At 36.9% G+C, this 15886-nt stretch carries 11 protein-coding genes; 9 read left to right on the top strand and 2 right to left on the bottom strand.

Going from position 1 to position 15886, the window contains the following annotated elements:
• Window positions 1–112: 112 nt before the first annotated feature.
• From CYK55_RS13185 to CYK55_RS13145, 9 genes are all read left to right on the top strand, one after another.
• Window positions 113–2929 (top strand): hypothetical protein, encoded by a 2817-nt coding sequence (locus CYK55_RS13185; protein WP_126134417.1) that lies wholly within the window; start codon window positions 113–115, stop codon window positions 2927–2929.
• Between the two features lie 66 nt (window positions 2930–2995).
• On the top strand, window positions 2996–4681 hold the full coding sequence (locus CYK55_RS13180) for a VirD4-like conjugal transfer protein, CD1115 family (protein WP_404830927.1): 1686 nt from the start codon (window positions 2996–2998) through the stop codon (window positions 4679–4681).
• A gap of 413 nt (window positions 4682–5094) precedes the next feature.
• Window positions 5095–5322, top strand: coding sequence for a hypothetical protein (locus tag CYK55_RS13175; protein WP_034689518.1), 228 nt, complete (start codon window positions 5095–5097; stop codon window positions 5320–5322).
• Between the two features lie 34 nt (window positions 5323–5356).
• Window positions 5357–6181 carry a hypothetical protein gene (locus tag CYK55_RS13170; protein ID WP_034689517.1) on the top strand — a complete coding sequence of 275 codons (825 nt, stop codon included), beginning with the start codon at window positions 5357–5359 and terminating at the stop codon, window positions 6179–6181.
• Window positions 6182–6190: 9 nt separating this feature from the next.
• Entirely contained in the window at window positions 6191–6541 is a 351-nt protein-coding gene (locus tag CYK55_RS13165; RefSeq protein WP_019722807.1) for a PrgI family protein, read from the top strand.
• The gene (locus CYK55_RS13160) at window positions 6538–8880 is read left to right on the top strand and encodes a VirB4-like conjugal transfer ATPase, CD1110 family (protein ID WP_034689516.1); all 2343 of its coding nucleotides are present in this window, start codon (window positions 6538–6540) and stop codon (window positions 8878–8880) included. Before CYK55_RS13165 ends, CYK55_RS13160 begins: the two co-directional genes overlap by 4 nt.
• Before the next feature lie 174 nt (window positions 8881–9054).
• A complete protein-coding gene (locus CYK55_RS13155; protein ID WP_241234780.1) occupies window positions 9055–11997 on the top strand; it encodes a lysozyme family protein in 2943 nt (980 codons plus the stop codon).
• A gap of 61 nt (window positions 11998–12058) precedes the next feature.
• On the top strand, window positions 12059–12994 hold the full coding sequence (locus CYK55_RS13150; protein ID WP_126134416.1) for a hypothetical protein: 936 nt from the start codon (window positions 12059–12061) through the stop codon (window positions 12992–12994).
• Window positions 12995–13609 (top strand): hypothetical protein, encoded by a 615-nt coding sequence (locus CYK55_RS13145; protein WP_126134415.1) that lies wholly within the window; start codon window positions 12995–12997, stop codon window positions 13607–13609.
• A 54-nt stretch (window positions 13610–13663) separates the two neighbouring features.
• On the opposite strand, the gene menA is transcribed toward CYK55_RS13145, so the two are convergent.
• Together menA and CYK55_RS13135 are read right to left on the bottom strand one after the other, a co-directional pair.
• Entirely contained in the window at window positions 13664–14617 is a 954-nt protein-coding gene (menA, locus tag CYK55_RS13140) for a 1,4-dihydroxy-2-naphthoate polyprenyltransferase (protein ID WP_034689511.1), read from the bottom strand.
• A 12-nt stretch (window positions 14618–14629) separates the two neighbouring features.
• Entirely contained in the window at window positions 14630–15727 is a 1098-nt protein-coding gene (locus CYK55_RS13135; protein ID WP_126134414.1) for an FAD:protein FMN transferase, read from the bottom strand.
• Window positions 15728–15886: the final 159 nt, after the last annotated feature.

Genomic DNA, 15886 nt, shown 5'->3' with positions numbered 1-15886 from the left:
AGTATCACAAGCCCGGCAACAAACGAATCAGCTGCGCACCTATTCTGGCCAATCTCTAACGACAGGACACTCGAGATAATGCAAAGGAAAATGAGAGAGGAGTGAGTGATGGATGTCTATAGAAGATGTATCTAAAGAAAAGATGCTTAGAGAAGACAAGCTTAAAGAAAATAATAAAAGTAATATCAATGAATCATTTCTGTCTATATTTTCATATAAAAATGAAGCGATTATCAACAAAATCATTGGATCTCCAATTGATGAAAAAATCAGAAATGAAAGCAAAGACATAAATTTTGATACGACGCATAATGAGTTGATTCGTGATAAGAAAGAAAATATTACCAAAGAGCTTAAAATCCTTGATTTCCAATCAGAAATTATTCGTCTAGAACGGGACATAGCGACCATCAATGGGATTGGAGTCATCAGCTCTTCTAAGCAACAGGCTATCGACGATATGTATACCGAAAAACACGCGGGATTAACAAAAGTTCAATCAACCCTGGAAGGTCATCAAAAAGAATTAGACAAATATGGAAGTGCTCAAAGTGTTTTAAAAGCAAATACAAAAGACCAGCAAGTTGATTCAGCAATCGTTCTCGCATTGATCAAAAAAGACGAATTTAAAAAAGAATTGACCGCCCATAGAGTAGGACTAGTAGCGAAAGAAAATGAGGTCAATAAGTTAAGGGCTGAGATTGGAAAAATAAAGAAAAGTAAAAAGACAGTCCTTGAACAAAAGGTTCAATTAGCTGAAGAGAAGGTTAAAAAAATTGAGATCGTCCAAAAAGAATTAAAGGATAAGATAGAGAAGGTTGCGGTAGACACAGATCAACCAGAACCTTTGCGACGTTCTCATTCTTTTTCTGAATTTACGGCAAATAAAAATGATTCAGACGAAGTGTTAGTGTCAAAACTTCAAGCAATTAGTGCAATAAAAGAAGGATTTCAAAATGAAATTGCTGAAACAAAAGGGCTGATTGACTATACAGATAAGGTTGAAATAGAAGTCGTTCGTTCGGTAGAAGTGAAAGCAGAGCAAGCAAAGGAAGCTGTTGTCCTAAGTAAGGCTGATCGTGAGGCGACTATTACTACATCTAAGATTGAACGCGAACCAAATCTAGTGGTTGCGGAAGAACCAAAAAAAGATGAAGTAGATCGCTCTACTGTTGAAAAAAATCCACCTCCGATCGAGGTCAATGTGATCATGAACGAGGTTCCCCAAAAAAAGAAGCTACAGAAACCAATCGTAGAAGAACCAATAAAAGAATCAGTTATACGTGAAAATCTTGAGAGCAAAAAAGCAGATCTTATCAAAGCATATGTTGAAAATCTTCAAGCAAAAGTTGAGTTGCTTGAAGCTAAAAACAAGAATGCTGATGTTTTATTGAAGCGGATCAAACAGAGAAACACGACCGAAGACGTGCCATTTGCAAAGGAACTTAAGGCGGTTTTAGCGGATCCTGAAAAATTAAAAAAAATGACCAAAGATTTATCTGCTGAAAGTATCAAACAGATGGATAAAGATATCAAAGGATTACAGGAAGAAACTCGAGGAATAAAAGAACAAACGAAAAAGTTGAGTGAATTAAATCACTCAAAATTAAAACAATCATTTTTCAGAAACTCCCGAAAAATTCGTGCAGCTAGGTGGTTGCTTAATCTATGGCCGATTGCCATGTTACCGTTTGCTGTATCATGGGTTGGATCTATTTTACCATCTACAGCAATGGCTATTTTTGGGCAACAGTTTGTGAACGCTGCAGTTGGTTTTGTCACTGCCAGTTTTTTTGGTTCAAAAGCAATTATTTATGCGAAAAAGAAAATTCCTCAGCTATTTAATAAGTTAGTACAGAAATTTCCAAGAGTATTTGGGCCAATGGCTCGTGGATTGGCGAAAGTACGTGAAAAATTGCCGTTTGGGAAACAAAAGCAGCCAGCGGAACAAATGAAAGAAGCAATTCCAGTAAATGAAAAATTGGCAGAAGGAATAGAGAAATCTGAAGTAACAAAAGAAGGGTTAACTTCTAAGGATCTCAAAGGAAAAGACAAACTTGTAGGAATAGAAGTACCAACCAAAGAAGGTGCAAGTACAGCTGAAATAGAAGAAAAACAATCAAAATCGAAACGTGCATGGGAAACAATTCGCCATGCACCAAAACGGATGTTTGATTATGTCATGAAAAATAAATTATCTTTATTTATCATGTTGGCTGTACCACTGGCTCTAGGAATAGGTGGAATGTTTGCTCTATCTGCGTTAGTACCAATGCTAACAACTTCTATGGCTGCGCCATTCTTGATGCAGTTAGGCGTCGTGGCTTTGATTGGTGTCAGTATTGGAATTGGGATCCAATTATTAGACAAATTTGTTTTCAAACGACTTGAAAGCCGTGTAGCCAAAAGAGAGGATCTGGCATTTGAAAAAAAAGTGAATGAAAAAATTTTAGAATGCCAAGAGCTCGGAAAGTGCCAATCTTTAGATTCAAAAGAATTTAGGGAGAAAGTCTCTGCCATTGCAAGTCTTGAAGAGAAAACGAAAGCACCTGAGCAAGTCCTGACCAATGAGCAACAAAAAACGACAGAAAGACCTGAACGAACCTCTGAGACGGCGAAAGAATCGAAAGTCATTGAGATGAAATCAAGGGATAGTACAATACTTCAGCCAAATACATCGCAAACGAAGGTAGAACCAACACCAGCTGGCTTGAAAGAACCAGTCGCATTGACAAATAGAGAACATCCGTCAATCGAACGTCGTGCAAGCTTTTCCGGTACGAGTCCAGATATCGGACGACAAGCAAGCTTTGAGTCATTAAGAAGAAATTCGTTGCAATTATCAAATGAGCGAAATAACCGAGCGCGTAGTCAGCAAGCCCAGGCTCAAATTCAAAATAATAAGAAAACTAAAACGACACAATTATAAAAAATAACTTTGACTGAAAGGAAATAAAAAAATTTGAAAAATTCCCGGCAGCTTATGGTAGTGCATGTGTTAGTAATTGGTATTCTGCTTTATGTGGGTAATCGTATTGGTTATTTATTTTTAGCAGAGAATACTGGGAATTTATCATTTGTAGATAATTTACTAACAGCATTCAACCGAACATTTGAAGAACTTTCTAGATTTGCCCCACAATTTTCTTATGAACCAATGTCATTAGGGATAGCAGCGGTTGCTGCTATTTCCTATGTACTTTTTGTCTTATATAAGACGTTTGATGAGAAGAATACCCGCCCTAATGAAGAATATGGAAGTGCACGATGGGGAAAGTACAGCGACATCCGTGCATTTCTTGATAAGAAAAAAGACTTCAATATCTTGTTGACGAAGAGTGAAAGCTTATCATTATCAGGACGTATGAAGATTACACGAAACGATAATTTTAATCGAAATAAAAATGTCGTTGTGGTGGGAGGAGCCGGTAGTGGTAAGACGCGATTTTATGTAAAACCTAACTTGATGCAAATGCATTCCTCTTATGTCGTCAGTGATTCTAAAGGCTTATTATTAGCTGAAACAGGCAAAATGTTTGAAGAAGCGGGTTATCAAATCAAGATTTTTGACTTGATCAACCGAAGAGATACGCATCAGTACAACCCGTTTCAATATATCCAAACAGAGGATGATATCTTGAAAATCGTGAACAATCTTATCAAAAATACGACGAACCCAGATAAAAAAGGCGGAGACGATTTTTGGGAAAAAGCTGAAACAGCCCTATTGATGGCTATTTTTAGCTTTTTGATCCAAGAAGTAACCGCAGAAGATCGGACGTTAGGAAACGTGATTGAATTAGTCCGTTTAGCAGATATTGAAGAAGATGTGCCTGGCTATGTCAGCCCATTAGATATTTTATTCAATGAGTTAGAACAAAAAGATCCGACAAACTTTGCGGTATCACAGTACAAGATTTTTAAACTTTCTGGTGATAAAACGACGAAAAGTATCTTAGTCAGTCTAGGCGTGCGGTTGTCACCATTTGATATCCCAAGTATCAAGGAACTCGTTTCACAAGATACACTTGAGCTGGATACAGTTGGTGATGTCAAAACGATCTTATATATCTTATTGCCTGATACAGATACCAGTTTCAACTTTTTAGCGAGTATGATGTATCAGCAATTATTTGACATGTTAGTTTATAAAGCCGATAACGTTTATAAGGGACGATTACCTTGTCATGTCCGTTGTATCCTAGATGAGTTTGCCAATATTGGACAAATTCCTGATTTTGAAAAAGTGATTTCGGTTATTCGAAGCCGTGAAATCTCCACAAATGTTATTTTACAAAATATCAGTCAGCTAAAAACCTTGTATAAAGATACGTGGGAAACAATTATTGGGACCAGTGATGTCTTTTTATATTTAGGCGGAATGGAACAAAGTACGCATGAATATATCTCAAAATTGCTAGGGAAACAAACGATTGAACAAAGAAATACAAGTGTCACCAAAGGAAGCAATGGTTCCTTTAGTGAGAACTTCCAGAAATTAGGACGGAACTTGATGGACCCTGATGAAGTAGCAAGTCTCAAAGGACAGGAGTGTATCTTGAAAATTCGCGGAGTTCATCCGTTTTTATCAAAGAAATATGATATTATGAAACATAAAAACTATAAGAAGTTAGGCGATGTAACAAATTCCTATATGTATGAACGAAATTTATCTGCTTAACTAGTTCGATCAATGAATCACTCATAAATAAATAGAGAGCACCTTCATTCGAATGTTAGTTTGAGAATGTGGTGCTTTTTAGTAGCTAAAAATCAAGGATCACTGAAAAGAACAATGAAATTTGTTTATTTTAGTGATCGGACGTTGAAGCAATATAGAAATAGTCAGTAAGAATAACATGTGGGCGGTTTATTATCGAAGGTTAATTGTAAAGGATGGTTCTAGTCCTTAAAACAAAATTCATTTGCTAATAGGCGATTATCCAGTTCATCTACTAAAGGAACGGGCTCTATTTATTCTAAAATTTCTAATGGAAGAAATAACTGATACAAGTAAACAGAGAATTTCGCATATACTAAATTTATGAAATAAAATAAAAAATTATTTTTACAAAAAAGGAGATTAGCAAAATTATGGATGCACAATTATTAGAACAAGTATTTGGATTAGTTTCACAGTTTACATTAATTGGTGGTGGACTATGGTTGATTTGGGGAACAATTATCCTCGCTGGTGCGTTAAAAGATAAAAATGGCCCTCAATTACAACAAGGGATTTGGCAGATTGTTGGTGGTGGATTGATTCTAGTCGCTGCGGGTTGGTTTGCTACTTCATTCAACATTGGATCATTTTTACCATAATCGTTGCGCAAAAAGAAGAGTAGGAGTATAGCATATGGAATCTGCAATTATGACTATCTTTGATCAAATCATGACATTTCTTAATGGGGACGATTTAAAAAATGTTTTAGGAATGGATTTACGAAGTTACATATATGATGCCTACAGTTTAGTGGAACGACTACAGCAACACGTAGTTGGGCCACTTGCTTTATCCATTCTAGCAATTTTTATTCTATTAGAGTTTCAAAAAATTTCAACGAAAGTTGAAGGTGCAGGTGGAGCTCCCATGTTAGGATTTGAGATGATTATCAAAGCATTGATCAAATTCGTCATTTGTTACATAGTTATTTTAAGAATTCAAGATATTTTAGATGGTATGGTTATCATTGCCGGCAATCTAACCACTAGGATTTTAACAATTGGAAATGCTTCAACTGTAAGAGATACAGCAGATGCAGTCAGACAAGCGGTCTCTCAACTAAGTTGGTGGTCACAATTAGTCGTATTACTCGTGATGTGTATCCTGTTTTTAGCATCACTTGTTGTGCGCGTACTGGTTCAAGTTACCATTTATCTTCGTTTTTTGGAGATGTATATATTTTGTGCGATGGCCCCAATTCCGATGAGTGCTTTACCGAGTCAAGAGTTTTCCGTGATGAGCAAGGGATTCTTCAAAAATTTCGCTGCACTCGGTCTACAGGGAACATTCATCGCGTTAGTATTGGTAATTTATCCAACGATTTTTCATCGTATCATGGAAGAAGTTGGTTCAGGAATTTTTGGGATTATTTTAGGTTTGACAGTTTACATGATTGCTTTATTGCTTTCTGTAAATAAAACTAAGGGATGGGCAAAAACATTGATGTCAGCATCGTAAGGAGGAACTATGGCAGTTGAGGTAAAGATACCAAAGGATATTAAAGAATATAAAGAAAAGGTAATTGCAGGAATGAATTTAAAGCAGCTGCTTTGTTTAGCTATTGCAGCTGGAGTAAATGTCTTGATCAGTTTGATTTTCATTGCAGGATTAAAGATTCCTATGGAAATCACAAGTTGGTTTATGATTCTTTCATCCATTCCAATCGTTTCATTTGGTTGGTTTAAAAGAAATGGGTTGACATTTGACATCTATCTTAAACAATTTTTCAAATACCACGTGGCACCAGGGACACGAAAAAAGAAGCCTAAGGAAGAAATGAATAAAGAAATTGAAGATGTAGGCGGGCAAGAAACATGATGAAGTTAAAAGCACTCAAAGCGTTAAAACCAACTAAAAAAACAAAAGATGAGGAAAAAGAATTTATTAGTAAACCTAAATCAAAGAAGAAAGAGGATATTGATCCTTTTAGAGATACGTTTAGGTTTGAAGAGATTTATGAAAGTGGTATTTGTAAAATCGATGAATTTACCTATTCATTAACGCTTGAGTTACAAGATATCAATTATCAATTATCTTCTGACGATCATCAAATTGAAATTTTCTCTCAATACTGCGACTTTTTAAATTCATTGAGTAGTAAAACAAAGTTGCAACTCACTGTTTATAAAAAGAAACGACCGCTTGCTGATTTGCAATCGGTTCTTTATTACAAGGCAAAAAATGATTTCCTCGATTCATATCGTGAGGAAATGAATCAAGTCATTTCAAGGAAATTAGATGAAGAAAAAAATGGCTTCAAAAAAACGATCTTATTTACTTTTGTGCAGAAACATCCTACGTTGGAGATTGCGCAAAAAGAATTAGAGATGGTAGCAGATCGTTTTGAAATGTTTGCTAGTCGCTTAGGCAGTCAAGCAAAAAAGGTAGAAAAAACAAAATTATTACATATGATTTCTGAAATTTTATTAACGAATGATAAGACGGTTAAGACAGAAGTCGACGAGGTACTACCTGAAGTCATGGAATTTAAGGAAAACAAAAACCACGTAAAAATAGATGATCACTATACAAAAACATTATATTTACAAGAATACCCTTCTGAATTATCAGATACGTTTCTTTTTGAAATGTTAGAAATCCCTCGTGAAATTGTTGTATCTTTACATATTGAACCAATGGATCAAGATGAAGCCTTTGATTTAGTGAAGACGAAATTGGCTTTTATGGAACAACAAAAAGTGGATGAGCAGAAGAAGGCATTACAAAGTGGATATGACTTTGAGATGCTCTCTTATGAACTCTCTTACTCATTAACAGAAGCCAAAGGACTGGTGGATGACCTACAAAACAGGGGACAAAAATTATATGCGATAACAGGATCTGTCTATTTCCATTCACCCACGAAAGAAAAATTGGCTGAGGTCCATGATGAAATAAACTCAGTGTCTCGTCGCTTTGGATTTAAACTCATTGAATTGGAGTTCATGCAAGAAAATGGCTTGAATGCAACATTACCGTTGGGAATCAATGCGATTCCATTAGATCGAACACTTTCAACAGCAAGTACCGCCATTTTTATCCCATTCACGATTTCGGATTTGATTCAAGAAAATGGGAAGTATTATGGTGTCAATGCGATTTCAAAAAATATTCTTTCACTCGATCGAAAATTATTAAAAGCACCGAATGGATTCGTTCTAGGAACACCAGGTTCTGGTAAAAGTTTCTCAGTCAAACGTGAAATCGTCAATGTACTACTGCGCGATGCAGATGATGAAGTCATCATTATTGATCCTGAGCGAGAATATTCTGTTATTGGTCAAAATTTCAACGGTGAGATCATCAAAATCTCGAGTGATTCACCGACAACGATCAATCCCATGGATATCAATGAGAACTATGGAGATGATACTGATCCGGTCGTGCTAAAATCAGAGTTCTTGATTTCGTTATTTGACCTGATCATTGGTGGTGCCTTGGGGCTAAGTTCGGCACAAAAAACGTTGATTGACCGTGTTTGTCGTCGAACATATGAAGTGTTGAATGACCGTACGCCAACCTTCATTGACTTTTACAATATTTTAAAAGAACAAGAAGAAGAAGAAGCCAAGCAATTAGTCATGGATCTTGAAATCTATATTGAAGGAAGTTTATCGGTCTTTTCTGCCGAGACAAATGTCGACATTACCAAGCGTTTAGTGATTTATGATATCAAGGATCTAGGAAAACAATTGAAAACGATGGGGATGCTGATTGTATTAGACCAAGTGTGGAATCGAATCACGACCAACCGTGAACGTGGTGTTCGTACGTGGTTATATATCGATGAAATGCAGCTTTTGTTTACGAATGAATATTCTGAGAACTACTTCTTTGAACTATGGAGTCGTGCACGAAAGTGGGGAGCAATCCCGACTGGCATTACCCAGAACGTCGAAACCTTACTATTGTCCGATTTAGCTCGACGGATGTTGTCAAATAGCGATTTTATCATGATGTTGAATCAAGCAAAATCAGACCGCACACAGCTAGTTAGACTGTTTGATATTTCAGAAGAACAAGAAAAATACGTAGTGAACTCTCCAGAAGGGTATGGTCTAATGGTGTTTGGGGATACAACGTTACCCTTTTATGATCATTTCCCTAAAGATACGCAGCTCTATAAGATGATGTCAACGAAACCTGGAGAAACTTGATAGGCATACGGGAAAGGAAACAGGAAAGTGGCTGATTCAAAAATTTTAGACAAGAACAGGGCAGGTAAGAATGCTACAACTACCAGCACAAATAATAAAAAAATGGTAGTAAGAGGTAGCAAACTATCTTTAAAAAAAGATAATTCTATTAGTACTTCTCGAAGAAAAAAGCTGATGAAGTTATTGAATGGGAACAATCCTCGTATCAAAAGAAACTCCCAGCAAGCAAGTTTTCAGAGAAAGCAAAGAAAAAACGATAAGAATAATGTGAATCCGGAACCTTCAGATAGTACCAATAAAGGCAAATCGGTCAATACCCAGAGCATCCATCGACGAAAAAGAGTTCGAGAGAGTCGAAGAGATGAGCTAAAGCAACAGCAATATGATTCAATGATGCGCCCTAATAAAGTCGATCCAACCATCGCTCCTGCTCCTGTTACTAATAACAACACAGATCAAAAAAAAGAAAAAGCGAACACTCAAGCAATTTTTAATCAAAAGAACCGCCATCAACAGATTCGTGAACAACAAAAGAAAAATACTACCTACAAAGGATACACCAGTAAAGCAAAACTGGAAAAGCAACAAGGACAACAAGAAAAAATTAGTTCTAACACAACAAATATACGTCATAAAAATCAGAAAAGAGCCTTGCATCTTTCTAAAAATGAACAGCTTGAAAAAAAGAAAAGAAACAATAAGCGAAAAGAAGGAAAAAAGAAGGTTGCAGTTAAAAGGGATATGCGGACCAAATTAGATAATATGTTGAAAAATCAAATTTCACCCAAAAATCCTTTTAAAAATAAAATCAAAGACTTGATTATTGATAAGGTTGGACGAGATGAAGAGGGGAATTTGAATCTGGTTGGGATGATCATAACTGTTCTTCTTATGCTACAGTTACCCTTATTATTAAAATTAATTATTATTATTTTGATTGTTGCCGTGGTCATTGCAATCATTTCGATCTTTGTTTCTTTTTGGACAACGATTTTAAGTTTATTCGTAGTAAAAACCGAGTCGATGATGATTACCGAAGCATACAACTATGTCACATGGTTAGATACTTATAAAAACAAGGAGGTCTATGATACATACAATCGACTAGTTGATGATTCAGAGCATGATGAGGTTTATTTTGAAGTAAATGGGATAGAATCTGATCCAGAGCAGTTTATGTATATATCCAACGGAGATAACTATATCTACTATTTAAATGCAAAATTTGAAGATTATGATATCGGTAATATTGCCATTGCTACCTATCGAAAAAGAGTGGCAGAAAAAACAGATGTCTGGATTCCGTGGTCATTGAGAAATAGGACATATGCCGTTTTTCATGATGCACCTCATCCATTATCATCTGAACCTATCAAAGTATTCACGGTAAAAGATGAGATCCATGCATTACATGATATGGTCTACAACTACACGACCGTCATTGAAAAGGATAAAGAAGTTGAGACCATTGTAATAACGGCCGATAAAGAAACAGGTGAAGAGCATACAGAAGTAAAACGTGAGAAAAAAAATGTGGCTACCGTCAAAATAAATGTACAAACGATTGGGGAAATGTTTGACTCTGAACCTGAAGTAGAGGTCTATGTGTCTAGGCGTTATTCTGGAGATGACGATTACTATGGACGAGTCATTGCCTTTGATGACGATGAAATAGATAAATATTACCCAATCATGGAAAAAGATCGCTTTGAAGATAAGATTTTTATGGCCAATCCATTTGGAAAGATGAACTATGCAAATGTAGTGGATAATTTTGGCTATCGTCGACGTGATCCCAATACGCAACATTACCAAATCGCTTTGGAAGCAGAACCAGGAACGCCTGTTTATGCCACTACATTTGAAGAAGTGGAAAGTATTAACTATGGCTATTATGCTGGGCATACCGATGGATCAGGAGCTAGGACGACGGCAATAGAAACGGATACTGGTCAATATTATGCCTATTATGTCAACATCGATCCAGTCGTGAGACCAGGAAGAAACTTAGAAGCAGGGGATTTGATTGGTTATACAAGAAATCAGTTTAATGGGAATTTATTAGTTGCAATGAAAGAATATCGTTTCTGGCATAAAGATCCGGATGTTTATCCAGCGATCTACATCGATAATTTAGCCTTTAGTACGGATACCAACTTAGCCTATATGCGTAATGGTGGTGGGTTACATGGGAATCTGATCAATCCCCCATTAGCAGTTACTAAATGGCAAAACAGAGTTGCAGAACAAACGAGTAAACATGGTATTGAAGCATATACGAATGCGATTTTATCTATGATTTGGGTGGAATCTGGTGGAAATGAAGCCATTCAGCCAGATATCATAAATGCGCAACTGGCACTATCATCTCTAGAAAAAATCACTACGCCAGAGGAATCGATTGAAAAAGGCGTCGAATATTTTGCTTATCTGCTCAAAAAAGCACAAAGTAATAATCTGAATGGTCTGGCAGCGGTTCAAGCCTATAATTATGGTGAAGCGTATCTTGATGATCTGATCAAACGAAATGCGCCCTATTCCTTCGAAGATGCACGATTGTATGCACAAATGAAAAGTAATAATCAAACCATGCCGTTCGATCATATTGTTGCGCAAGGATTGGGCTATAACTGGCGCTATGCTTTTGGCAATATGTTTTATACCACTATGGTTACAAGAAACATCATGGCAGATACAGGCAGATTAGCTGAGCTTGCTAGAAAAGAATTTGGCAATCCGAATGGTGAGAAGTATTGGCGATGGGCTGGATTCAACAATCGAATGGAGTGGTCAGCCGTATTCGTTTCATGGCTAGCAAATGAAGCGGGGTACTTGGAACAAGGACGAGTATTGAATACAGCAAATGTTCTTGATATGAAAGAATGGTTTGAAGCGAATGATAAGTTCAAAACACATAATGAAAATTATGTTCCTCAATCTGGGGACCTTGTATTTTTCGACTGGTCTGGTGAAAGAACAGGAAAAGATCATGTAGGAATCGTTGAATATTCTGGTGGAAATATTATTCAGGTCATCGAAGGTAACTCTGACAATCTAGTAAGAAGAAGAACTTACGCCATTGGAAGTAATGTTATTTCAGGATATGGCCTGCCATAAGAAGATAATACTGAAAATAATTAACAGAGATGGTTTAGAAGATATCTTGAAAGGAGGAAGTATGTTAAAAAATTTTTTAGAAACAGAGTCAGGTAAAAAAATAATTATCGGACTTGGATTGTTTGTTGCTGTGGTTGCTGGGCTCGTAGGATATTCATTAATGAATACTGCACAAGAAAATACAGGTAAATCAACAGACTCAACGACAGAAGAACAAGCAACAACAGAGTCAAGAGATCGTTTTAACGCAACGATCTACAGTGGCACCTGGTATTCTAATCTACCAGATGATACAGAAATCGTATTAGCAACTGATGGAACGTATAAAGTATCTAGTGAGTGGTTTGAATCAGGGATCTATTATTTAAATACAAGTGGGCAGGTAGTTTTAGAAAACGATAAGAAGCAAACCAAAGAATTTGCTCTACAAACCAAGATGGGAAACACGATCTTATATCGAGAAGATGATGGGGAAGATGTGTATCTTTATCCTACAGAAGAAGTAAAAGCGCAGTTAGAAGCAGAAATGTCTGAACAGATTGAAGCCGCGCAACAAGCAGTTTCGCAAATGTGGATGGATATCTTGATGCAAGGAACATGGGAAAATACGAACACTAGTCGTTCATTTACGTTAGAGTTTGGAGAAGATACATTTACTCAGAAAAAAAATGAAGAAGGAAAATCAGATGAAGAAGTAACGTTTGAGTATCGAATTGTTTCATTTGATACCGATCATGAGGGTGCCAACTTTGTTGTCAATCGAACAGACAGTGGGAATCTACAGAAAACAATCACTTTTAGAATCACTGAAGAAGCGAATAAATACAGGTTACTTGGAAATGAAGGAAGCTTCCAATGGAACACTCTATTTGAAAAGCCGTATGAGTCTGTACAAATGACACAAGATGGAACGAGTCGTTCAGACACCTCAAGAACACAAGAAACCACAGATGAAGAGGGTAATACAGTCACTATAACAGAAAGAGATGTGATCTAAATGCAAAATAACGCTGATAAAGATCCAGAAATCGATAAGATAGAGAATATTTTTAAAAGAATCTTTCAAAGAGGACCAATTTGGCTCTATAAATTCGTAAAAAAAGTTTTCCAATTAGGAATAAAAGTATTTCGAAAAGTCCAAGCATTTCGACAAAAACGTAAAGAAGCACGAGAAAATCCAAAAAGTAAAGATCCAAAAGAAAAAGGAATTCTAGCCAGAGCTTGGCGTTTCTTAAGACAAAAATACAGAACGTATCAGCAAAATCGTGCAGATGGAAGAGAAAAGTTAATAGACAAAGAGTCAAAAGATAAGGGAACTTTATCAAAAGCCTGGAACTTTGTTAAGCGGAAACTTGTTATTAGTAGAGACCACCTGACCAGAGAACAGGGGACTGCCTCAATGTCCCATGGACGAAGTTCAGCTGAAAAGCCCTTACTCTCTAGGAGTAATTCAGCTGAAAAAGGAGGCACTCCAGATGGAAAACCAAGACTATCCGCAATGACGAACAGAGCGAATAGTCAAGCAAAACTACACAATGATGCATTAATAAGTCAGGGATTGACAAGAAATCCACTAGCGAAAGGTAAAGGTACACCATTACCAACGAGATAGTCTGTAGATCTAGAGAAAAAAACAGGTGGATAATTTCCACCTGTTTTTTTATGTCTATAGTTGATTGAGAAGAATCGTTGCGAATAAACCAAGTGCATAACTACTGTTGAACAAAATCATATTTTTGATCGAATAGCTAAAACTGATAGGCTGCGGTAGACTCTCTTTGAATAGCTGAAGATTAAGATAGATTTTTGGTATAGTCAAGAAAGCCAGAAGGATTGGCCATTGAAAAATACCACTAATCAGTCCTACTAAAAGAATCAGATAGCACGCATACATCAAAAGTTGAAAAAGCATGATACCGATTGGGCGACCAATGTAGAAAACTAACGTGTATCGATGATTTTCAATATCTCGCTCCAAATCGCGTAAATTATTCGCTAACATAATATTGGCTATCGTAAAAACAAGTGGGAGTGCTGCAAGAAAGATGGTGGCTACTGCCCAGATATTGCCAGACAAATTGAAGGTGCCAGTTGCTAAAGACAGGGTTAAATCAAATAGATCGCTACGATGAGTGTTGATATAGATGACCATCGTAAAGATCCCTAAACCCATGGTAAAACCGCTGAAAATCTCTCCTAATGGCATACGTGATAAAGGGATAGGACCAAAAGTATAAAAAATCCCAATAAAACAACAAATCATGCCCATTAGCAACAATAACCAACCGGTCCGCAACGTCAGTAATATACCGATGACTAAGACAAAAGCAATCATCCCCAAAATCATGTTTCGTACGAGTTTTGGTGAAATACCAGTCCGTCCAATGACGTTCTCTTCATATTTATAAATTTCCGAATGTGCTTTTTCATAATCCATATAGTTATTGATTGCGGTAGTTGCTAAGTCAAAGATAAGCATACCAATAAAAAACAGTAAAGTGTTCAGCCACTGTATTTCGTGAAAAAAAGCGATAGAGAATAAAACCCCTATCGCAAAAGGAAATACACTAGCGACCTTCGTACGTAGTTCAACTACTTCTAAAAAGATTTTTAGTGTCATATCAGTTACTCCTTAGTTTAATTCAGAACGATCGCCCATAGTATATTTTGAATCTTCAGCGAGTTTGAAAGTGTCTTTGATTGGATCTGTCACATAGACCTTATCATCTTTTGTAACAAAAATCGCCTCAGTTCCGTCATTCAGTTTATCCTCGATGTAAGCCAAGCCATCTTTGACACCCATGGCGAAGACTGCAGTAGATAGTCCGTCTCCATCAATAGATTGATCGGTGATGATCGTGACACCAGCGATGTCATTGTCAAATGGATAACCAGTTTTTGGATCAAACAAGTGATGATATTTCACGCCATCGACTTCTAAATAGCGCTCATAGATTCCAGATGTGACTAATGTTTTATTTCGTTCTTTGATCGAGCCGAGGATCGAACCACGGGCAAGATTCGGATCTTGGATACCGACTGTCCAATCTTGATCTTCTCCTCTAGGACTGTGTCCAAGAACATAGACATTCCCACCTAGATCGACGATCGCAGTCGTTACGTCATTGTCTTTCAAGACTTTGACGACTTCATCGGTAATGAACCCTTTCGCAATTGCCCCTAGATCAAGGATCATGCCTTTTTCTTGCAAGTAAACAGTCTTTTCTTCATCATTGAATTTGACTTTATGGTAGTCGACTAACTTCAATGCTTCATCAATTTCTGCTTGAGATGGCTTACGGGCATCATCGAAACCGATACGCCATAGTTGCGTGATGGGACCGATCGCCATATCAAAGCCTCCATGTGAGTCTTCGCTGTACTCATATGCTCGTTTTAATAAACGGTACACATCGTCGGATACTTTGACTGGTTGGATTCCTGCTTGTTGATTGATTTCATCAACTTCGGAGCCGCTTTGATTGATTGTGATTTTATCGCCTAACTCTTTGACTCGGTCAAAAGCAGTTTTCAATACGTCTTCTTTCCCTTCATCGTAGATACGGATACGAACGTAAGTACCAAGCAAAAATTGTTCGTCTGTGTAAGGGTCAGAAAGCAGGGAAGTGTTATTCTCTTGTTTGTCTTCAGTCGTTGAATCTGTGCGACAACCAGCCACGGTCAATAGGCACAAAAACAAGACAAAAGGAAGTAATCGTTTCTTCAACATCTATTCCTCATTTCTTTTTATCTATTTCATGTTCCACATAAAGAGAAATCTCTAAGCGAAATCAAAAGTAAGTTCATGCTTTGTATTCTAATATAATCTGGCAGGAATGAACATCTTTTTTTCGGGGGGTGTAGCGTTTGTAGGGATAGCACAGAAAAA

The organism is Enterococcus mundtii, from assembly GCF_003957375.1.
Classification (GTDB): Bacteria; Bacillota; Bacilli; order Lactobacillales; family Enterococcaceae; genus Enterococcus_B; species Enterococcus_B spodopteracolus.
This window is presented reverse-complemented; position numbering and strand designations above follow the sequence as displayed.

Coding starts and splice junctions, on each gene's coding strand:
- CYK55_RS13170 (WP_034689517.1), top strand. CDS start 5,357: ATGGAATCTGCAATTATGACTATCTTTGATCAAATCATGACATTTCTT.
- CYK55_RS13155 (WP_241234780.1), top strand. CDS start 9,055: ATGAAGTTATTGAATGGGAACAATCCTCGTATCAAAAGAAACTCCCAG.
- CYK55_RS13150 (WP_126134416.1), top strand. CDS start 12,059: ATGTTAAAAAATTTTTTAGAAACAGAGTCAGGTAAAAAAATAATTATC.
- CYK55_RS13145 (WP_126134415.1), top strand. CDS start 12,995: ATGCAAAATAACGCTGATAAAGATCCAGAAATCGATAAGATAGAGAAT.
- CYK55_RS13135 (WP_126134414.1), bottom strand. CDS start 15,727: ATGTTGAAGAAACGATTACTTCCTTTTGTCTTGTTTTTGTGCCTATTG.
- CYK55_RS13160 (WP_034689516.1), top strand. CDS start 6,538: ATGATGAAGTTAAAAGCACTCAAAGCGTTAAAACCAACTAAAAAAACA.
- CYK55_RS13185 (WP_126134417.1), top strand. CDS start 113: ATGTCTATAGAAGATGTATCTAAAGAAAAGATGCTTAGAGAAGACAAG.
- CYK55_RS13165 (WP_019722807.1), top strand. CDS start 6,191: ATGGCAGTTGAGGTAAAGATACCAAAGGATATTAAAGAATATAAAGAA.
- menA (WP_034689511.1), bottom strand. CDS start 14,617: ATGACACTAAAAATCTTTTTAGAAGTAGTTGAACTACGTACGAAGGTC.
- CYK55_RS13175 (WP_034689518.1), top strand. CDS start 5,095: ATGGATGCACAATTATTAGAACAAGTATTTGGATTAGTTTCACAGTTT.